At 66.4% G+C, this 18,207-nt stretch carries 19 protein-coding genes; 12 read left to right on the top strand and 7 right to left on the bottom strand.

Annotated elements, in window-relative coordinates; all coding sequences use genetic code 11:
* The 3 genes from A5700_RS04010 to A5700_RS04000 all read left to right on the top strand — a co-directional run.
* On the top strand, nucleotides 1-693 hold a 693-nt coding region (locus A5700_RS04010), incomplete at its 5' end, for an MMPL family transporter (RefSeq protein ID WP_156671067.1).
* A gap of 8 nt (nucleotides 694-701) precedes the next feature.
* Nucleotides 702-1,166 (top strand): hypothetical protein, encoded by a 465-nt coding sequence (locus tag A5700_RS04005; protein ID WP_068070670.1) that lies wholly within the window; start codon nucleotides 702-704, stop codon nucleotides 1,164-1,166.
* Nucleotides 1,167-1,192: 26 nt separating this feature from the next.
* On the top strand, nucleotides 1,193-1,846 hold the full coding sequence (locus A5700_RS04000) for a DUF1345 domain-containing protein (RefSeq protein ID WP_068070672.1): 654 nt from the start codon (nucleotides 1,193-1,195) through the stop codon (nucleotides 1,844-1,846).
* A gap of 107 nt (nucleotides 1,847-1,953) precedes the next feature.
* Here A5700_RS04000 and A5700_RS03995 read toward each other — a convergent pair whose 3' ends face one another.
* Complete coding sequence (locus A5700_RS03995; protein WP_068070674.1) at nucleotides 1,954-2,742, bottom strand: alpha/beta hydrolase; 789 nt, start codon at nucleotides 2,740-2,742, stop codon at nucleotides 1,954-1,956.
* 102 nt (nucleotides 2,743-2,844) lie between these two features.
* Entirely contained in the window at nucleotides 2,845-4,008 is a 1,164-nt protein-coding gene (locus tag A5700_RS03990) for an NDMA-dependent alcohol dehydrogenase (RefSeq protein ID WP_068070821.1), read from the bottom strand.
* A 438-nt stretch (nucleotides 4,009-4,446) separates the two neighbouring features.
* Here A5700_RS03990 and A5700_RS03985 point away from each other — a divergent pair, with 438 nt between their 5' ends.
* The 3 genes from A5700_RS03985 (at nucleotide 4,447) to A5700_RS03975 (ending at nucleotide 6,702) form a co-directional block, all read left to right on the top strand.
* A complete protein-coding gene (locus tag A5700_RS03985) occupies nucleotides 4,447-4,947 on the top strand; it encodes a nuclear transport factor 2 family protein (RefSeq protein ID WP_068070676.1) in 501 nt (166 codons plus the stop codon).
* 65 nt (nucleotides 4,948-5,012) lie between these two features.
* Nucleotides 5,013-5,678 (top strand): helix-turn-helix domain-containing protein, encoded by a 666-nt coding sequence (locus tag A5700_RS03980; protein ID WP_068070678.1) that lies wholly within the window; start codon nucleotides 5,013-5,015, stop codon nucleotides 5,676-5,678.
* Between the two features lie 106 nt (nucleotides 5,679-5,784).
* A complete protein-coding gene (locus tag A5700_RS03975; protein ID WP_068070825.1) occupies nucleotides 5,785-6,702 on the top strand; it encodes a class I SAM-dependent methyltransferase in 918 nt (305 codons plus the stop codon).
* A 66-nt stretch (nucleotides 6,703-6,768) separates the two neighbouring features.
* On the opposite strand, the gene A5700_RS03970 is transcribed toward A5700_RS03975, so the two are convergent.
* The gene (locus A5700_RS03970) at nucleotides 6,769-7,554 is read right to left on the bottom strand and encodes a TetR/AcrR family transcriptional regulator (RefSeq protein ID WP_082960516.1); all 786 of its coding nucleotides are present in this window, start codon (nucleotides 7,552-7,554) and stop codon (nucleotides 6,769-6,771) included.
* Nucleotides 7,555-7,673: 119 nt separating this feature from the next.
* Here A5700_RS03970 and A5700_RS03965 point away from each other — a divergent pair, with 119 nt between their 5' ends.
* Nucleotides 7,674-7,976: a DUF1330 domain-containing protein gene (locus A5700_RS03965; protein ID WP_068070683.1), complete on the top strand. Its 303-nt coding sequence runs from the start codon at nucleotides 7,674-7,676 to the stop codon at nucleotides 7,974-7,976.
* Nucleotides 7,977-8,124: 148 nt separating this feature from the next.
* Here the strand turns inward: A5700_RS03965 and A5700_RS03960 are convergent, their stop codons facing one another.
* Nucleotides 8,125-9,030, bottom strand: a complete 906-nt coding sequence (locus A5700_RS03960) for an SDR family oxidoreductase (RefSeq protein ID WP_156671065.1) — start codon at nucleotides 9,028-9,030, stop codon at nucleotides 8,125-8,127.
* A gap of 88 nt (nucleotides 9,031-9,118) precedes the next feature.
* Nucleotides 9,119-10,684 carry an MFS transporter gene (locus A5700_RS03955; protein ID WP_068070687.1) on the bottom strand — a complete coding sequence of 522 codons (1,566 nt, stop codon included), beginning with the start codon at nucleotides 10,682-10,684 and terminating at the stop codon, nucleotides 9,119-9,121.
* Between the two features lie 67 nt (nucleotides 10,685-10,751).
* Between A5700_RS03955 and A5700_RS03950 the strand changes: the two genes are divergently transcribed.
* Nucleotides 10,752-11,396 carry a helix-turn-helix domain-containing protein gene (locus A5700_RS03950; RefSeq protein WP_068070688.1) on the top strand — a complete coding sequence of 215 codons (645 nt, stop codon included), beginning with the start codon at nucleotides 10,752-10,754 and terminating at the stop codon, nucleotides 11,394-11,396.
* 80 nt (nucleotides 11,397-11,476) lie between these two features.
* On the opposite strand, the gene A5700_RS03945 is transcribed toward A5700_RS03950, so the two are convergent.
* On the bottom strand, nucleotides 11,477-12,202 hold the full coding sequence (locus A5700_RS03945) for a TetR/AcrR family transcriptional regulator (RefSeq protein ID WP_068070690.1): 726 nt from the start codon (nucleotides 12,200-12,202) through the stop codon (nucleotides 11,477-11,479).
* Nucleotides 12,203-12,318: 116 nt separating this feature from the next.
* On the opposite strand from A5700_RS03945, the gene A5700_RS03940 reads away from it, so the two are divergent.
* From A5700_RS03940 to A5700_RS03925, 4 genes are all read left to right on the top strand, one after another.
* Nucleotides 12,319-13,461, top strand: coding sequence for a VOC family protein (locus A5700_RS03940; protein ID WP_068070692.1), 1,143 nt, complete (start codon nucleotides 12,319-12,321; stop codon nucleotides 13,459-13,461).
* Nucleotides 13,458-14,396, top strand: a complete 939-nt coding sequence (locus tag A5700_RS03935; protein WP_068070695.1) for a fumarylacetoacetate hydrolase family protein — start codon at nucleotides 13,458-13,460, stop codon at nucleotides 14,394-14,396. Before A5700_RS03940 ends, A5700_RS03935 begins: the two co-directional genes overlap by 4 nt.
* A 70-nt stretch (nucleotides 14,397-14,466) precedes the next feature.
* Nucleotides 14,467-16,044: a bifunctional 3-(3-hydroxy-phenyl)propionate/3-hydroxycinnamic acid hydroxylase gene (locus A5700_RS03930; RefSeq protein ID WP_068070697.1), complete on the top strand. Its 1,578-nt coding sequence runs from the start codon at nucleotides 14,467-14,469 to the stop codon at nucleotides 16,042-16,044.
* A 10-nt stretch (nucleotides 16,045-16,054) separates the two neighbouring features.
* Nucleotides 16,055-17,245, top strand: a complete 1,191-nt coding sequence (locus A5700_RS03925; RefSeq protein WP_068070699.1) for a cytochrome P450 — start codon at nucleotides 16,055-16,057, stop codon at nucleotides 17,243-17,245.
* A gap of 499 nt (nucleotides 17,246-17,744) precedes the next feature.
* On the opposite strand, the gene A5700_RS03915 is transcribed toward A5700_RS03925, so the two are convergent.
* Entirely contained in the window at nucleotides 17,745-18,164 is a 420-nt protein-coding gene (locus tag A5700_RS03915; protein ID WP_068070705.1) for a heme-binding protein, read from the bottom strand.
* Between the last annotated feature and the right edge of the window lie 43 nt (nucleotides 18,165-18,207).

The following is an 18,207-nucleotide window of genomic DNA, read 5'->3' as shown; positions in this document are numbered from 1 at the left end:
CACATCTACCTTTCCGGCACCGCAGCCACGTACAAAGACATCCAGGAAGGCGCTACCTACGACTTGATGATCGCGGCACTGGCGGCGTTGTGCCTGATCTTCTTGATCATGCTGTTCATCACCCGAAGCCTGATCGCCGCGATCGTCATCGTGGGAACGGTCGCCCTGTCACTGGGCGCCTCGTTCGGCCTGTCGGTGCTGCTCTGGCAGGACATCCTCGGCATCCAGTTGTATTGGATCGTGCTGGCGCTGGCAGTCATCCTGCTGTTGGCGGTGGGATCGGATTACAACCTGTTGCTCATCTCCCGGTTCAAGGAAGAGGTACACGCAGGAGTCAACACCGGCATCGTTCGAGCGATCGCCGGCAGCGGCTCGGTGGTCACCTCCGCCGGCCTCGTGTTCGCGGCCACCATGGCCTCCTTCGTCTTTGCCGACCTACGGGTGCTTGGTCAGATCGGCACCACCATCGCGCTTGGTTTGCTTTTCGACACCCTGATCGTGCGCGCGTTCATGACCCCGTCCATCGCCGCGCTGTTGGGACGTTGGTTCTGGTGGCCATTGCGGGTACGGCCGCGTCCAGCCAGCACGATGCTGCGGCCCTACGGCCCGCGGACCGCGGTGCGTCAGTTGCTGCTCTGGGAGGACGACGACCCGGCGGTGACCCACCTTGGCACCGTCGACGCGAAGACTTAGGAGCAACAATGGCATTCGGTTTGTATACCTTGCTCACGATAGCCGTTGCCGCGCTTGGGCTGACGTGTGTCGGTTGCGCGTTCCTCTTTGTCCGGCGGTTGGAGGAGCGGCGGCCCGCTGAATTGGGCGAGACGGTAGGTGCCCATAAAGAGGTCCTGGCCAAAGTCCGCAAGCGTCAACCCATGTCGCCGGACGAAATCGAGTATGCGCGGGAGATCGTCTCCGACTGCCGCTCACCGCTCGCCTATTCGATCCCGGCCGCCCTGTTCGCGATGGCATGCTTCTATGTGTTCGGTTGTCTGCAACAGCTGCACGGCGGCGCGCCCTCGGTTCGCACATTCATCGGCGGGCTGCCCGCGCTCGGAGCCACCAATCTCACCATGCAACTGCTCAGGGTCGCGCGGTTGAGAAGCCACCTGCACGAACCGATTACCACCGTCGACGAACCGCCGCACGCGCGTTCCACGGCGTAACGGCCGGCTTCGTGCTTGGCTGACGTATGCATATTCCCTCCATCCTGTGGCAAGGCCACTCCCGAACGTTTCACATCGGGATCGCCGCCCTGCTCGGCGCCACAGCCGGCGCGCTGGTCGGCGTTACCGCGGGATGGCGGTACGCCCCGGCAGCGGGGTGGATCGCGACGGCCACCTTCTACATGATCTGGACGCACGCGAGCGTCCGATCGATGGCGCCTTCGGCGATCGAACGAACCGTCCAGCAGCGGCCGCCTGCCCGGCGGCCCGCCGACACCATCATCGTCATCGCCAGCATCGCCAGCCTCGGTGGCGTGGCCTACCTGCTCATTGCCGGCACTGCGAGTGGACCGGATGCGACGATTGCGGCGGTCATCGGGTTCTTGAGCGTGATCGCCTCATGGTTGGTCGTCCAGACCGTCTATACCCTGCGCTACGCCATCCTGTTCTATACCGAACCCGTCGGCGGGATCGACTTCAATCACGAGGAGAGGCCGGAGTTTTCCGATTTCGCCTATTTGGCGTTCACCATCGCCGTGACGTACGGCGTCACCGACACCGCCGTCAAGGACCGCGTGATTCGCAGGTCGGTGCTGCAGCACGCCATGGTGTCGTATCTGTTCGGCACGGTGATCCTCGCGATCACCGTGCAGGTGATCACCACACTGAGCGGCCTGTGACACCGGCTCGGCAAAACCATGTCTCGTCATCCGAGGATTGAGGCCGGCAAAGGCCCCGGGATCTAGCCGGTGGCTGAACGTCCGGGCTCCACCGTCGTCTCGCGCCGTCATAAACCCTGTGTCGACAACCAGCCGTCGATCCGCTCGGCGACCGCACGCCAATCCGGTTCAAGCATCATGTTGTGCCCCATGCCGATGAAAAAGTCGGCGTCAGTACCGTACGCGCGGGCCGTCTTCCGTATCTCCTTCGGGCTGAAACAGGCATCCTCTGCGGCTCCCAACACGAGCAGTGGAGTGGTGACTCGCTTGGGCTTGGGAAGGCTGAGCAGCGTCAGATCCAAGGCCTGCCTTCCGACATACTCTTCGTCTAGCAGGGCGGCGTAGCGCGCCAGATCCGGATCGGGAGTGCCCGCGGAGTAGAAGTTCTCGCGTGCCGCTCCCGGTGTGTTCACCGCGCTCAGCGTCTTGCCCCGGATCAGGGCACGCGCAGAGCGCGTCGGGTGACGCCCCAGGATGCGGATCAGGGCGCGGCTGGCTCCACTTACCGGCATCGTCGCGAGCAGGACTCCCGCGGGGGCACTGTACGTCTCGAGGTATTTCTGAACGATGAACCCGCCCATCGAGTGGCCAATGACCACGGGTTCCACGGGAAGGCATCTCGCGACGCTCACCACGTCCTGCACCCAATCGGCAACCGAACATCGTCGTGCTCTGGCCCTTTCGCTCTGACCATGGTTGCGAAGGCTCACGGCCACCGCTCGATAGCTCGCGTCGGCGAAGAAATCGAGGAAATGCTCGTCCCAACACCAGGCCGCATGCCACGAGCCGTGGATGAAGAGCAGCGGCGCGGGATGCGCTGCACTACTCGAACCCTTATCGATGACTTCAAGTTTCATCGTGCGCCCTCCCGACGCAATTGATCTCCCTGTGCAGCACCGAGACACGCCGACCCGACCGGAGCGCAGCATGTGGTCCGGATGCGCGAGATCGGCCGCAAATCAGCCGAATTCGATGACACCGCGAATATTCCGGCCGACTCGCATATCCGCGAGAGCTTCGTTGATTCCCTCCAGCCGGTAACGCCGCGTTACCAGCTCGTCGAGCTTCAGATGCCCCTCGCCATACATGGACAGCAACATCGGCATGCCCACGCGTGGGTTCATACCGCCGTAGATCAGTCCTTTCAATTGCTTGCAGTACTGCACCATCTCCAGCAAGACGATTGGGATGTGGCTCAACTCGAACCTCGGAACCGCGACCATCAGACAGGTACCGCCTTTGCGGGTCAACGCCATCGCGGGCGCCACCATCTCGGGTTCCAGCACACTCGGCGTCACGACCACGCGGTCGGCCATCACGCCTCGGGTTAGCTCGCGAACGAGAGGGATGGCATCGTCAATCGACGCGCACGCGGATGTCGCGCCGAGGGACTCGGCCATCTCGCGCTTGAAATGCACCGGGTCCACCGCGACCACCGAGGTGGCGCCGGCGGCGCGGGCGCCCTGGACGGCATTGATGCCTACCCCGCCGACGCCGACGATGACGACGGTGTCGCCGGGCACTGTCCCGACCCCGGAACTGCCGGAACCCCAACCCGTCGAGACGCCGCACGACACCAGGGAGGCCGCCGCGAACGGTACCGATTTATCGATCTTGACGACGGATTTCTCCGCGACCACGGCATATTCGGCGAAGGTCCCGAGCTGCATCACCGCCATCAAGTCTTCGTCTCCGAGGTGACGCCGTGCCGTCTTATCGGTCACCATCTGCTTCGCGAAGAACATCGCGCCCACGTCGCAAAGGTAGGTGGCGCCCGAGACGCACCAGCGGCAGGACCCGCACGCCGGGATGAACGACATGGTCACGTGATCCCCGGGTCGCACGGACCGCACACCCGGACCGACCTCGGCGACCACCCCCGCCCCTTGGTGGCCGCCGAGTACGGGGAAGAAGTCCAACGGTGGCGAGCCGGCCGCCGCCATCATCGCCGCAACCTCCGGACTCGGCGTGCAATCGCCTGTGGCGAAGTGGTCGTCCGAATGGCAGATGCTGGCCGCGCCCATCTTCACCAAAACCTCGCCCTCCCGAGGTGGGTCGAGCGTGATCTCTTCGATGTCCCACTCGCGGCCGACTCCCCGCAGGACTGCCGCGGCGCATTTCATGCCCGACTCCTTCGAGCGGTCGCCGCGGCGCACGTTCCGGCGTCGGCGCACACGGCCCCGACCGTCTCGGCCGCCTCGCCGTGCCTCACCGGCGCACCGGCCGAGCCATAGCGTGTGAGATCCTTTCGATGGGTCCGGGCGTCGCGCCGCCGAAGGCTCTGGGAAGCAACGTTTTCCACCGCGCGGGCGCCTGCGCTTACTGGGACATTGCGGTCGATTCTGCTCATGACAGCCGACGATAGGGCCGTTTCGTCAAGCCACCACCCCAATGTTCACTCACCGAACAGGGCTGGGCGATGGGGTGGCTGTGGCCGCGACGCCCGCCGCCGTGCGAGCTTCACTAGGGATAACGGGGACGGGCGTTGCGGTGGGCCGAATGTTCACTCTCCGGACACTGGATTGCCGGCCCCGCCGCAGCGATTCTAACGTTTCACCGTGATGAACCGCATTGACATGGTGGAGCTCTGGGAGCAGCACACCTATTACGAATTCGCCTGCCGGGACGCCGATCTCGCGGTGTCGACAATGGTCCCTGAGGCGCGCGTCATGCACGTGCCGACGATGAGCGGCGCGTCTGGACGTGACGCCCTGCGCGCCTATTACGCCGACGTCTTCATTCCAGGGCAGCCGCCGGACACCGAGCTCGACCTGATTGCCCGCTCGATCGGTGACGACGTCCTCGTCGATGAGTGCATCATGCGGCTCACCCACGACCGCGAGGTGCCCCAGCTTCTGCCCGGGGTGCCCCCGACGGGTCTGGCGCTCGAAGTTGCCTTCGTCGTGATCGTCACGTTCCGCGACACGTTGATGCTGAGCGAGAGGCTTTACTGGGACCAGGCACAAGTCCTCAAACAAGCGGGGCTGCTGTCGGATGCCGCGCTGATGTTGCCGGACACGTCCGACGTCAGCGGCTATCTGCGTACCTCGAGGACTCGGTGATGTCGCGCCCGAAGCAAGCGAGACGACGAGACGGTGTCACCGGCCCGAGGAAGGTACGCTATTGCATGGCCCCCGCTGCGGGAAAGCCCGAATCAGCCGCCTCAACCCGGGGCGTCATTCACACTGCCTTCGCGCTTCTCGACCTGGTCGCCGAGTTTCAACCGGTGCGGCTGGTCGACCTCAGTGCGGCCGCAGGGCTCCCCCACCCGACGGTGCATCGACTCCTTCGCCAGCTGGTCGAGGTGGGAGCGGTTCGGCGCGAGGGCTCTCGCTACTGCCTGGGCGCGACGGTGCTCCGTCTCGGTGCGGCGGTCACTCCCGTGGCGCGACTGCGCGTGGCGGCGCAGCGGCCCATGGCGGAACTCGCGGCACTCACCGGGGCCGCCGTGAGCCTGTCGGCCAACCTGGGCGACGGTCCGGTATACCTTGACACTCTCGATGCGCGAACACCCATCCGCTACATCGCGAAGACCGGTGCAGCGGTCCCCGCGGAGACGGCGCAGGCTCGCGCGCACAATAGCTGCGCGACAACGGTTCCGCTCGTTGACGCCGGCCAAGTGGCCGCCGACTACAGCTGCTCCGCGATGGCGATACCGCTCGGCGCGTCGGGGGTGGCCGTCGTGTCCACGTTGCTGCCAACGGGCAGTCCCCCGCCCGGGATGATCGAAGCAACTCGCCGGACCGCCGAACGCATCACCGCCGTGCTGCGGGCGTCCGTGTCCGAGCAGTAATCGATCACGGTCAATCGCTCGAACCGCGTCCGCGATCGCACCGAAAGCCGCTGCGGCAGCAGCTTTGGCGTGCTCGCGGCGCACGCAGCAGAAGGGAAGGCATTCGGTGGCACGAACCGAACGCGATGCGTGGGACCTGGCCCGCAGCGTAGGAGCCACCGCGACCATGGTCGCCGCGGCGCGAGCGGTCGCGACCAGGCGCCCGCGGCCGATCGTCACCGACGACCTGGCCGAGCCCTTGGTGCGCGCCGTCGGACTGGAAGCGCTCAGTCAATTCGCCAGCGGCGAGATCGATTCGGAGGACCTCGAAAGCGACATCGGTGTTCCTCGGATGGTCGACATGTTCGCCGCCCGAACCCGCTTCTTCGACGAATTCTGCGTCGCGGCGACGCACGCGGGCGCGCGTCAGGTGGTGATCTTGGCGTGCGGGCTCGACACCCGCGCCTACCGCCTGGACTGGCCGACGGGTACGACGGTGTACGAAATCGACCAGCCCGACGTGATGGCGTTTAAACGCCGTGCGCTGTCCGCCCTTGGCGCAACCCCCACCGCGAGCGTGAAACACATCGGAGTCGATTTGCGCGAGGCGTGGCCGGCGGCGTTGCAGGACAGCGGGTTTAGGGCGGCACAACCCACGGCATGGCTCGCCGAGGGTCTCCTGATCGGCTACCTGCCGCGTGCGGCAGAGGTCGCCTTGCTGGACTCGATCACCTCGCTAGCCCACCGGCACAGCCGGCTTGCCGCCGACTATGGTGTGGTCACCGGAACGTCAGCAGAGTCGCGAGAACAGGCACGGATGATGGCCCAGGGCTGGCGGCGGCGCGGTCTCGACATGAACCTCGCCGGTTTGATCTATCCCGGCGAACACACCGACGCCCCGCCTTGTCTACAGGGGACAGGTTGGACAACAACGACATTCGGGATCGGCGAGCTGTTTTCCACGGCGGGGCTGCCGGCTTTGAGCCAACTCAGCGACGTCGGGTCGGCCGCAGAAATCAGCTTCGTCACGGCACTGCGAGGGTGAGCGACGGGTGGGACCCAGCCGTACATCGTTGGGCCCCGTGGCGTAGCGACCGGAAGGCCCAACGGATCACGTCGCCGGCCGGTGGGGTTCAGGTGGCGTTGCACGCTCCTCGGAGCCGGTGAGCGCCGAGAGGGCCGTCGATACATCGAGGCGAGGGTCGAGGCGGGCGGCACAGCGCAGTGAAGTGACGAGTAGCTGGACGACCACCTCGACCATCTCGTCGCGGCCGAACGGGTGGTCGTGGTTCAGCCAGAAGGCGGTGGCCTCATCGAGGCTGCCCTGACAGGAGCGCAGCATCAATCCGATCGCAAGATTGGTGCTATCGAGGTCGAGAAGGGCGCAGGTCCATTCGATGGTGCGCCAGCGCGCCTGGTCGAAGATTGCTCGTGCCTCCGGGTCACCGCCGTCTCCGCCGAGGATCAGCCGCAACGCGAAGTCCCTATGGTCACCCAGATAGGTCAGATGTGCGTGAATCATCTGGCGGAAACAGTCACCCGCCGAGGCGGTCTCGGCCGGAGAGGTGGTCGCGGCGCCGACGCGCGATGCCGCCTCGCGCAACACTTCGAGATAGAGACCGCGCTTGCTGCCGAAGTAGTGAAAGAGCAGACCTTGTGTCACACCGGCGGATCCGGCGATGTCGCTGGCGGTGACGTCGTCGAAGTGGCTCGTCGAGAAGTGTTCGAGCGCTGCGTCGAGCAGCCTCCGGCGAGCGCGTTCGGCCTGCGCTCGACGTTGCGTCACCGGGGTGCCGATCGCAAAAGAGGAAGTTCTCGTTCGGAAGTCACCGACCGATCGTCGGATAAGGGCGCGGGCGGGAGCAACCGACCCTCCGCATCCCTCCACATTACTCATTGAGTCTCACTCAACAAGCCCGCTATTGTGGGAGGAGGCGTCCCCCGCGGTCCGCCAGAGAGAACCCACCTGCCAGCGCGCGCATCGCCCCGCTGCCAGAGCGACTCAGGAGGTACGTCATGGCGCTCTATGCGCTTTGCGAGCTGGAGCCGGGAGACCTGCACGGGATGCAGCCATATCTCGACGGGGTGGCCGAGACGATCACCTCGCACGGCGGCAGATATCTCGTAGCAGGGCAAAGCCCGGAAGTCATCGAAGGCGGCCCGGGGGAATACCCGGTAAAGGTCGTCCTCGAATTCCCTTCCGTGGAAGCGTTCAAGACCTGGTACGCCTCCGCCGAGTACCAAGCCATTCTTCCTTTTCGGCGCAACAATTCGACGGCGAACTTCTACGTGATGGAGGGCGTCGCGACGTCGCGATGACTTGATGTCGGTATCCGTAGGGCTCCGCGGTTACCGTGACGACGGGGCCGCGGAACCAACATTCGCGTCAGGTCGGCCCTCGACGCTGCCGAACTTCGGGTGGCGACCAACCAGCCACCGCCGCCTCGCCGGTGACGGTCGTCGACGGTCAACCGTTGTCGATGGGATGCGCGGGTTCGGGCGTTTCGATCGAAGCCCCACTGGTGGAAAGGCTCTGGTGGTAAGTCTGCCCGCGGCTCAGGCCCAGTACCCAGCCGAACCAGCGGTGGCGCGCCAACCCCTCGATGACGAGGTCGCCCAAGCGCGACGACACCGCCTCGGTGACCAACAGCAAGGTGACGATCGGAGGTATCACGGTGCGGCGCTTGCCACGGCGAACGGCGCTGACCACGGCACGGGCGACGCCATCGGCCGACAGCGGAGTGAGGTAGCGGAACGCGGGCGGCATGTCTTCCTCGTCGACCTCTGCGAGCAGGGCGGTGGTTGTCAATGCCGGGTAAATCACCGACACCTTGATATCCGTCCCAGCCAATTCCTGCCGCAGCGCGTCGGAAAATCCCGAGATCGCGTGCATGACCAGTCCGTAGGCGCCGAAGCGGGCGATGGCTTTCCGGCCCATCACCGACGACATATTGACCACCGTGCCCGAGCCCTGCCGACGCATGACCGGCAACACCTGCTGAGTCACGTTGATCGCTCCGAAAAGACTGGCCTGCATGATGGCTCGCGCGTCGTCGGCAAACGTTGAGGATTCGACTGCTCCGACTCGGGCGAGGCCGGCGTTGTTGATCAGTACGTCGACCCGGCCGAATCGATCCATGATCGTGGCGACAAGCGCGCTGACCGCCTCCGGCGACGTCACGTCGGTCGGCACCGGAAGCGCGACTGCGCCGAGCCGGCGGACCTGTTGTGCGACATCCTCGAGCAGGCCGACCGACCGCGCGACGAGTACCACCGACGCCCCCTGCCCGGCGAAAGCCAACGCCATGGCCTTGCCTATTCCCTGGGAGGCGCCGGTGATCACCACGACCTTCTCGGCGAAGGGTTGTTTCATCAAGCTCTCCTTGGGTTCGATGTGACGTAGCGGTCGGCGGGCGCGTCAGGCTGTGGGGCCGCGACAAGGCGCTCGTGTCCCCCGAGTGTCAGGACAGGACGTCCGCTGGGTCAGCAGTCGGCTTCGTGGTCGCTGGTTGGTCGGCTCGGGCGGGCAGCAGCCATGCGACGACGAGGGCGGCACCCACCGCGATCCCGGCGCACACCAGGGTCGCGACGCGGTAGCCGTCGAGGAACGCATCGTTGACGGCAACGCGGACTTCAGTGGCGTGTGCCGACGGCAGCTGACCGACGATACTGTGCGCCAACGCCATTGAACGCCCGATCGCCGAGTGCAAGGCGGCGGGAAACCCGCCCAGGCTGGTCGCCGAGGCGATGCGCGCGCTGTAGATCGACGCGAAGACGCTGCCGGCGATGACCACACCGAGGGTGCCCCCGAATTCGCGGGTCGTGTCGTTGACCGCGGAGCCGATGCTGGCCTTCTCGGTGGACAGGGACCCCATGATGGCCTCGGTGGCCGGCGCGATGGTGAGGCCCAGACCACCGCCCAGGAGCAGCATTTGCATGGCCATCTCGGGATAGTCGGTTGCGGCGTCGACCGTCGAAGACCATGCGAGACCCGCAGAAAAGATCGCGAGTCCGCCGGCCGCTAGGGCGGTGGTGCCGATCTTCTCCACAAGCCGGGGTCCCACAATGCTGGTCAGCGCGATCGAGATGGCCACCGGCAACAGGCGGGCGCCGCTTTGAAATGCGGTGTATTCCTTGACGAATTGGAAGTATTGGGTGACCACGAAGATGAAGCCGAACAGCGCGAGAAAGCTCGCCGTGACGGCCAGGCTGCCGCCCGAGAAGCGGCGGTTGTAAAACACCGAGACATCCAGCATCGGGTGAGTGCTGCGCCGCTCCCAGAGGGCGAAGCCCACGAGAATGGCCGCGACGGTGGCAAATCCGGTGGCGGCGCGGGGGCTGGTCCAGCCCCAGGTGGGGGCCTCGATGACGGTGTAGACCAGCGTGGTGATGCCCACCGCGGACAGCAGCAGCCCGGGCACGTCGACGCGCGGGGCGTTCGGGTCGCGCGAGGGGGGCACGAACAGGATGCCGCCGAGGATGGCCAGTAGGGCGATCGGGATGTTCACCATGAATATCGCACCGCGCCAGAAGTGTTCGAGTAACCACCCGCCACTGATCGGTCCCACCGCAACCCCGACACCCACCATCGCCGCCCACAGCCCAATAGCCTTGGCCCGCGGCACCGGGTCGGTGAAGATGTTGGTGATGAGACCCAGCGTGGTCGGAAAGATCACCGCCGCACCGACACCCATCGCGGCACGTGCCGCGATTAGTTGATCCGCCGAATTCGCCCGCGCCGCAACCGCGGACGTCAACGCGAACAGCGCGAGACCGGCGATGAGCCAACCCAACCGACCGTAACGGTCACTGAGGCTTCCGACCGACAACAGCAGCCCGGCCATCACCAGGGTGTAGGCGTCCACGATCCACTGCAGTTGCGCGGTGTCGGCGTGCAGCTGGTACGACAAGGTCGGCAGGGCGACGTTGACGATGGTGGCGTCCACGTTGATGACGAAGACACTCAGGCAAATCACCGCCAGCGCGGCGATGGGGCGATTGCGCAGAACCGGGCGACGGGAACTCATGAACGTTGATAGTAAAGCTGTCAGACAAACAAATCAACCACGTAGGGTTGTTGATAAAGTAGTTGCCGTGAAGACCAGGGTCTACAACCAAAACTGCCCCATCGCACGTGGTCTCGACGTCATCGGCGAACGCTGGACATTGCTCATCGTGCGCGAACTCATCGGTGGCCCCCGCCGCTACAGCGACCTGCGCGCGGAACTGCCCGGCATCGCCACCAACCTGCTCGCGCAACGCCTCAAAGAGCTCCAAGAGGCCGGCCTCATCGACCGCACCGACCTACCCGCGCCGATCGGGCGCACGGTGTACACCCTGACCGACGCCGCCTGGCAGCGCGTGCTCCCGATCGTGCAGGCCGTCGCCCTCTTCGGCCTCGACAAGCTCGACCCCATGGACAGCAGTGCCATCACGCCGCTCAACGGATTCCTCGCGGGCCTCCTGCTGCCCTTCAATCCGGCCGTCGCCGCCGACCTTGACGCCACCTACCGCGTCGATATCGACGGCCGCCGTTTTGAATTCGGCGTCACCGACGGTCATTTGACCGGCGCTCACGGCGAGCCAAGCGTCGGCATTACCGCAGCTGCCGCCGACCTGATCACCGCACGCCTCGGCAGCGACGCCGCCGCCCGCAGATCCGCCCTCCGCCGTGTCCGCTTTGACGGTGACAAGCACGCAATCCACGCCATGCGTGATGCTTTTTCCCTAAGCGGATAACGCATCACGTCCCGAAGACGCCTTACGACTCCCCCCTCGCGCCCGCAGCCAACCGGCCGGCCGGACCGCGTCGCCGCGGGTCAGGTGGGTCGAGAAGTGGTGTCGTCGTGTGGCATGGGCGTTGGCCAGTCGGCGGGCGAGGCGTGCAGCGAGGACATGTCGGGCAGCGGCTTCTGGCACAGTTCACGAGCCTGTTCGGCAGACATGCCGAAGATTCGCAGAAGGTTTTCGGTGGCCGCGTCGACGGTGGCTTCGGCGTCGCGGTCGGGGCGTTCGTGTAACAGGGTGCCCAACCCGAACATGGCCCCGCCGGCGAGGGCGAGGCCGAGTTCGGGGTCGGCGATGGTGAACCGGCCTTGTTCGATCGCGGCGGTGATGTCGCGCAGTGCGCGCGGCGACAAGCCGCGATCGGACAGGATCAGCGAGCTGCCGTTGGCTCGCAGCAGCGAAGCCTCCCGCGGGCGGTGCCGCAGCAGTCGTCCGGTGAGGCGGTAGTTCGTGGTGAAGGCCTCGGCGGGGTCGGCGATGGCGGCGGTGTACCCGTCGAGCAGCGCGCCGAGGTCGTCGAGGGCGTCGGTCACGGCCGCCGCGAACAGTTCTTCTTTGGTGTCGAAGTGGTTGTAGAAGGAACCCATGCCGACGTCGGCGGCCTGGGTGATCTCCAGGACCGGCACGGCGAGCCTGCCTTCGGCGATGAATCCCTGGGCAGCGCGGATCAACGCGGCGCGGGTGCGCATTTTGCGGCGTTGCAGCCGGTTGGTGGGGGCGTCTGGCGGCGCATGGGCGTCACGATCAGGCGCGTGCATGAGCTGCAGAATACCAGCCGCGCCTCACCAGTGACGATTTCATCAGAAGCCTTGACTGAGGATCCAGTCTTGTGTGACGATTTCGTCACTCTATAGGAGAAGGGCGGTGACTCGGCGTGTGGAAGACGGTCACTCGCGTCGCTGACGGACATCAGAACCTGCACAGCGACCGCGGCGCGCGACGCGGGGAGCATCCCGGCCGCGCCCGCGACCCGATCATCCGGGTCGCCGACATCGCCTGGCTGGAGTTCGACAAACCCGACTTGCTGCGCGCGGAGGCGTTCGCCCGAGCCTTCGGCTTCGGCGTCGCCCTCCGTGAACCGCAGACTCTGCACTTGCGCGGCACCTCAGCGGGTGCGCCGTGCGTGATCCTGCGGCGCGCGTCAAAGACACGCTTCGCAGGACTGGCCCTGCAGGCCACCGGTGAAGTCGACGTGCTCCGCCTGGCCGACAGGACCGGCGCGCCGGTCTACCGGCTGCCTGAGCCGCTCGGCGGGATGGCGGTGCAGTTGCGCGACCCCAGCGGCATGGCCGTCAAGGTGGTCGCGGGCCTGCACGAATTACCCGCCTTGCCGGCTCAGCGCTCGCAAGCGTCCAACACCGGTCCCGACGATCAACGGGTCAACGCGACCGTGCGGCCGCCGCGAATGCCCGCACGGGTCCAGCGTCTCGGTCACGTCGTGTTGCAGTCGACCACCTACCTGCAAACGCTGAACTGGTACCTGGACACCTTCGGCATGATCGTCAGCGACTTCCTCTTCTTTCCCGGGCAACGCGACCGCGGTCCGACGATGAGCTTCATCCGTTGCGACCGCGGCAGTGTGCCCGCCGACCACCACACTCTGGCGTTGACGCTGGGACCGGCCAACCGCTATGTGCACTCGGCCTACGAGGTCAGTGACCTCGACGCGCTGGCCGCCGGCGGCGAATACCTGCGCGAGCGCGGCTACCTGCGGTCCTGGGGCATCGGCCGCCACATTCAGGGCAGCCAGTTGTTCGATTACTGGCGCGATCCCGAAGGCTTCCTGGTGGAGCACTTCACCGACGGCGACATGTTCGACAACACCCTCGAACCGGGCTGGGCACCGTTCACCGCCTCCGGGTTGGCCCAGTGGGGGCCCCCGGCAACTCGGGACTTCCTCGACGCCAGCCCACGCTCGGCGCGCCACCAGGTGACCGCCATGCTGTCCGCCCTGCGCGGCGACAACGAATTCGACGTCCACCGCCTCATCGGCCTACTGAAAGTCGCAACCTCATGACCATCTCCGTACTGCGCACCAGCGATAGCTGGTGGGTACACACCCCTACCGGCGCTGCACCGATCTCCACCAGCGCGACCAGCACCGCCGACCTGCTCGCCGACCGGGCGGCCATCGATGCGGCGACCACCGCCGGGGGGACTGTCGCGGTCGACGACCTGCGGCTGCTGTCGCCGGTGACCGCGCCGTGCCGGGTCGTGGCACAGATGACCAACTTCGAATCCCACGTCAAAGACGCCGGCATGGACCCCAAGGCGGTGCCCCTGACGTTCTTCCGGAAGTCCTCGGCCTCCATCATCGGCCCCTTCGACGAAATCGTGCGACCGCCCCATGTGCGCTTGCTCGACTACGAGGTCGAGATCGGCCTGGTCATCGGTCGCGACATTCCGGTCGGCACCACTGTCACCGATGCCAACCTCGCCGACTACGTCGCCGCCCTGACGATCACCAACGACGTCTCCGCCCGCGACATTCAGCTCCCGCAAACCCAGTTCTACGAGGCCAAGTCCTACCCGACGTTCACCCCGGTCGGGCCGGCGCTGGTGCTTCTGGACGCCGCCGAACTGGCCCGCTTCGGCGACCTACGGTTGCGGCTGCGGGTCAGCGGCGAGGAGCGCCAAAACGCACTCGTCGAAGGCGACATGCTGTACCGGCCTCTGCAAGCCCTGCAGGCGCTGACGCGGTTCCAGCACCTGGCCCCCGGTGATCTCATCCTCACCGGCACCCCGGTGGGCACCGCGCTGAGCGCCCCCCCGAAGCCGATCGAACTCATCGGCAACTTGCTGCCCCCGGCGCTGAAGTGGAAGGCCTTCTTCACCCGACAGGCCAACAACCCGAAGTACCTGCGCCACGGCGACGTCGTGGAAGCCTCGATCGCCACCGACGACGGTGCGATCGACCTAGGCACGCAACGGCTGGCGGTGCGCTGCGCATGAGCGCGAAACTGTTGTGGCCCGTGTGCCAGTCACCGGTCGATCTCGCCGTCGACTGGGCCTTCGAGGTGTGATGACCGAGTCCGTAGCGGACCCCGCCATCGAGCACGTGCCGGTCGCCGTCGTGGGCGGCGGGCCGACCGGCATGACCGCGGCCACCGTGCTCGCCCAGTGCGGCGTCGACACCCTGGTCCTGGACCGGTGGCCGCAGGTGTACCCACAGCCGCGCGCGGTGCACCTCGACGACGAGATCTACCGCATCCTGGCTCGGCTCGGTGTCGCCGAGGACTTCGCCGCCATCTCCCGACCGGCCCGCGGGCTGCGCCTCGTGGACCGCGACCTGTCGGTGCTCGCCGAGTTCCAGCGCGATACGGCGTTGACCCGCAACGGCTTTCCCGCGGCGAACATGTTCGACCAACCCGAACTCGAAGAGCTGTTGCGCCGCAACCTCGCGCGCTACCCGCGAGCACGTTTTCGCGGTGACACCGAAGTCCTCGACGTCACCACCGATGCCACGGGCAGGCTGCGCCTCGCGGCAGCGGACCGCATGTCCGGCCGCAGGTCGCTGATCACCGCCGACTACCTGCTGGGCTGCGACGGCGCAAACAGTATGGTGCGCGACGCGGTGGGCGCCACCATGTGCACCCTGAAATTCGATCAACGCTGGCTGGTCGTGGACATCGCCACGCCCGCCGATCTCCGTCAGTGGGACGGCGTGCACCAGGTCTGCGATGGCCGGCGCGCGGGCACCTACATGCGCATCGGCGACACCCGTTACCGCTGGGAGTTTCCCCTGGGAGACGACGAGTCCGTCGACGACTATGCGACCTTACGGGCGCTGCGCCCCCTGATCGCGCCCTGGACGCGAGGCGTCGACGACGCCGACCTGCAGCTCATCCGGGTCACCGAGTACACCTTCCGCGCCCAGATCGCCGACCGCTGGCGCCGCGGCAACGCCTTTTTGCTCGGCGACGCCGCGCACCTCACCCCGCCGTTCATCGGCCAGGGCATGGGCGCGGGGCTGCGTGACGCCGCGAACCTGGCATGGAAGATTGCCGGAGTTCACCACGGTCATCTGCCGCCGAGCGTGCTCGACACCTACCAGACCGAACGCGCACCCCATGCTCGCTACATGATCGCCCTGGCGCGCAACATGGGGCGCGCCATGACTGCCGGCGGCACATTAGGAACAGCTGCCCGGCGCCTCGTGCTACCCCGCCTTCGGTTGGTGCCGGGCCTGCGCGCCAAGATCACCGATTCCCGGACTCCGCCACTGCGCTCCTCGAGCATGGTGCGGCGGACGTGGGCCACCCGCCGGATCGCGGGAAGCCTGTGCCCGAACCCGTTGATCGACAACCGGCGGCGTCTCGACGACGAGTTGGGTTGGGGTTTCGGAGTGATCACCGCCGCAGCGCTGACACCGGCGCAGCAACGCCTCGTCGACGAACGCGGCGCGCGCACCGTGCAGGCCGCGCCGGGCACCGACCTGGCCGATTGGTTGGACCGCCACCATGTCACGGCCGCCGTCGTACGCCCCGACCGCACCGTCATGTCCGCCGGTCGCGACGTGAACGCACAGTGCCTCGCCCTCCCGGTCTTTCTGCCCGACCAGCCCTCGCCGTCGCTGTTGCGTGGCGCGTACGACGAATAGGACATAGGTCATGTTCCACCAGCGAACGGACGTGCCGGTCTACCGACCCGACATCTACAGCAGATCAGCCATTCTCGACCCGTACCCGCACTACCGCGAGCTACGTCACCTCGGACCGGTGGTGTGGCTACCGCGCCATCGCCTCTATGCGCTGCCGCGCTACACCGAATGCAAAGCCGCCCTGCGCGCTGACGACCGGTATCTGTCGGGAAGCGGGGTGGCGGCCAATCCAGTCGCTAACCGCTTGTCGCGCGGCACCACCCTGAACAGCGACGGCGCCGAACATGATCGGCGCCGCAAACTGGTCGCCCACCGATTGATGCCGCGCGCCCTACGCGCACTGGGCGACAGCGTCGACGAGCAGGCCCACACCATCGTCGACGCCGCGCTTCGGCGAGCCACTATCGACGCGGTCACCGACCTGGCCACCGCCCTGCCCCTGGCCGTCGTGCCCGACCTGGTCGGCTGGCCGCGCGATCAACGTGGCCATCTACTCGCCTGGGCCGCAGCGACTTTCGACATCCTCGGCCCGGCCAACTGGCAGGCCTTCAAGGCGGTGCTTCGTAGCCTGCACATGTTGCGCTTCACACGTCGCATCGTGCGCGACCGCAACGTGTTACCGGGCAGCATGGCCCACGAGCTGCTCGACGCCGCCGACAACGGCACTCTCGCTGCCGACGACGTGGCACCCCTGCTGATCGACTACATCGCGCCGTCGCTGGACACCACGATCAGCGCCATCTCCAACGCGATCTATCTGTTCGCCACCCACCCCGAACAATGGGAGACACTCAAGGCCGACCCGAGCCTGATCCCCAACGCGGTCAACGAAGTCGTGCGCTACGAGTCCCCGCTGCGCGGGTTCACGCGAAAGGCTCTGCACCAGAACACTCTTGGCGGTGCGCAGCTTCCCGCCGGTGCCCGTGTGCTGGTCATGTATGCCTCGGCAAACCGCGACGAACGCGAATGGGACCGTCCCGACGTCTTCGACATCACCCGCGACGCCGGACGCCACCTCGCATTCGGCAACGGCGCCCACGCCTGCGCCGGCCAAGGACTGGCGCGGCTGGAAACGACCGCCATGCTCAAGGCCCTGCTCGACCGGGTCGAACGCATCGAGGCGACCGCACGGCCGACGTGGGAGGTCAACAACATCATCCACCGCCACCAACATCTGCCGATCCGGCTCATCGCCGCCTGAGGCGCCGGCGCGCTAGCGTGCAGGAGTTCGCGCCGCTGTGCCGTGTGTGACACCTCCACGGCCTAGACCTCGCGCCCACGTCATTCCCTACCGAGTGCAGGATTCAGCGAGCGAGTGCCTCGCGCCGAAAATCCGCTCCGTGCAGCGTATTCAACGTGATCATCTGTCCGAGTCAAAGGCGTGCCGAGTGGCGCGTTAGCGTGCGGCCGCCGGGCGGAGCAACACCAGTGCAAAGACGGCGGCGGCCAGCGGCGCCACGGTCATGAGCAGTCCTAGCGTGTGGATCGCGTGAAGCATGCTGTGCGTTGCGCCCGCGACGACCGCCCTGGCCTGGTGGGGATTGAGCACGTGACTGCCGCCGACCGCAGCCGCGCTCCCGCCGCGCGCAATTTGCACCATCGGCAACCGGCGGAGGGACGCCGGCGAGCGGTCATGCCGGGGAGGCAAGCTGTGACGCTCGACAAAGGGATAGGAGCGGCCGAGCCGATGCCGAAATCGACTACGGACCAAACACCTTCGCGGCCGCCCGCGCCACAGCGCTGTCCTGGTCCCCCGTTCCTCCACTGACACCGACCGCACCCACGATCTGACCGCTCTGTTGCAGCGGGATGCCACCGGCGAAGATCATGATCCGTCCTCGGTTGGACACATGTATTCCGTAGAATTGATTGCCGGGCGCGGCGTTTGCTGCCAGCTCTTCGGTCGAAATGTCGAGCGCTCGCGCGGTGTACGCCTTATTGATCGATATGTCGATGCTGCCGATCCAGGCGCCGTCCATCCGGACATGGGCGACCAGGTTGCCTCCCGCGTCGACGACCGCGATATTGGACGGTGAGGAGATCTCCTCGGCCTTGGCCACACCGGCGGCGATGACACGCTGCGCATCGTCGAGGGACACCGAGGTCTGGGTAACAGTCATGATTCACCTTCTTCCATCAGAGTGCTTGTAACGACAGTCGCCA

The sequence above is a fragment of the Mycobacterium sp. E1214 genome (genome assembly GCF_001666755.1).
GTDB lineage: Bacteria > Actinomycetota > Actinomycetes > Mycobacteriales > Mycobacteriaceae > Mycobacterium.
The sequence above is the reverse complement of the archived record's forward strand: the minus strand, read 5'-3'. Positions and strand labels throughout refer to the sequence as shown.

Bases quoted from the DNA above. Each gene is read 5' to 3' on its own strand.
- A5700_RS04005 (WP_068070670.1), top strand. From the start codon at position 702: ATGGCATTCGGTTTGTATACCTTGCTCACGATAGCCGTTGCCGCGCTT.
- A5700_RS04000 (WP_068070672.1), top strand. From the start codon at position 1,193: ATGCATATTCCCTCCATCCTGTGGCAAGGCCACTCCCGAACGTTTCAC.
- A5700_RS03995 (WP_068070674.1), bottom strand. From the start codon at position 2,742: ATGAAACTTGAAGTCATCGATAAGGGTTCGAGTAGTGCAGCGCATCCC.
- A5700_RS03990 (WP_068070821.1), bottom strand. From the start codon at position 4,008: ATGAAATGCGCCGCGGCAGTCCTGCGGGGAGTCGGCCGCGAGTGGGAC.
- A5700_RS03985 (WP_068070676.1), top strand. From the start codon at position 4,447: ATGAACCGCATTGACATGGTGGAGCTCTGGGAGCAGCACACCTATTAC.
- A5700_RS03980 (WP_068070678.1), top strand. From the start codon at position 5,013: ATGGCCCCCGCTGCGGGAAAGCCCGAATCAGCCGCCTCAACCCGGGGC.
- A5700_RS03970 (WP_082960516.1), bottom strand. From the start codon at position 7,554: ATGAGTAATGTGGAGGGATGCGGAGGGTCGGTTGCTCCCGCCCGCGCC.
- A5700_RS03965 (WP_068070683.1), top strand. From the start codon at position 7,674: ATGGCGCTCTATGCGCTTTGCGAGCTGGAGCCGGGAGACCTGCACGGG.
- A5700_RS03960 (WP_156671065.1), bottom strand. From the start codon at position 9,030: ATGAAACAACCCTTCGCCGAGAAGGTCGTGGTGATCACCGGCGCCTCC.
- A5700_RS03955 (WP_068070687.1), bottom strand. From the start codon at position 10,684: ATGAGTTCCCGTCGCCCGGTTCTGCGCAATCGCCCCATCGCCGCGCTG.
- A5700_RS03945 (WP_068070690.1), bottom strand. From the start codon at position 12,202: ATGCACGCGCCTGATCGTGACGCCCATGCGCCGCCAGACGCCCCCACC.
- A5700_RS03935 (WP_068070695.1), top strand. From the start codon at position 13,458: ATGACCATCTCCGTACTGCGCACCAGCGATAGCTGGTGGGTACACACC.
- A5700_RS03930 (WP_068070697.1), top strand. From the start codon at position 14,467: ATGACCGAGTCCGTAGCGGACCCCGCCATCGAGCACGTGCCGGTCGCC.
- A5700_RS03925 (WP_068070699.1), top strand. From the start codon at position 16,055: ATGTTCCACCAGCGAACGGACGTGCCGGTCTACCGACCCGACATCTAC.
- A5700_RS03915 (WP_068070705.1), bottom strand. From the start codon at position 18,164: ATGACTGTTACCCAGACCTCGGTGTCCCTCGACGATGCGCAGCGTGTC.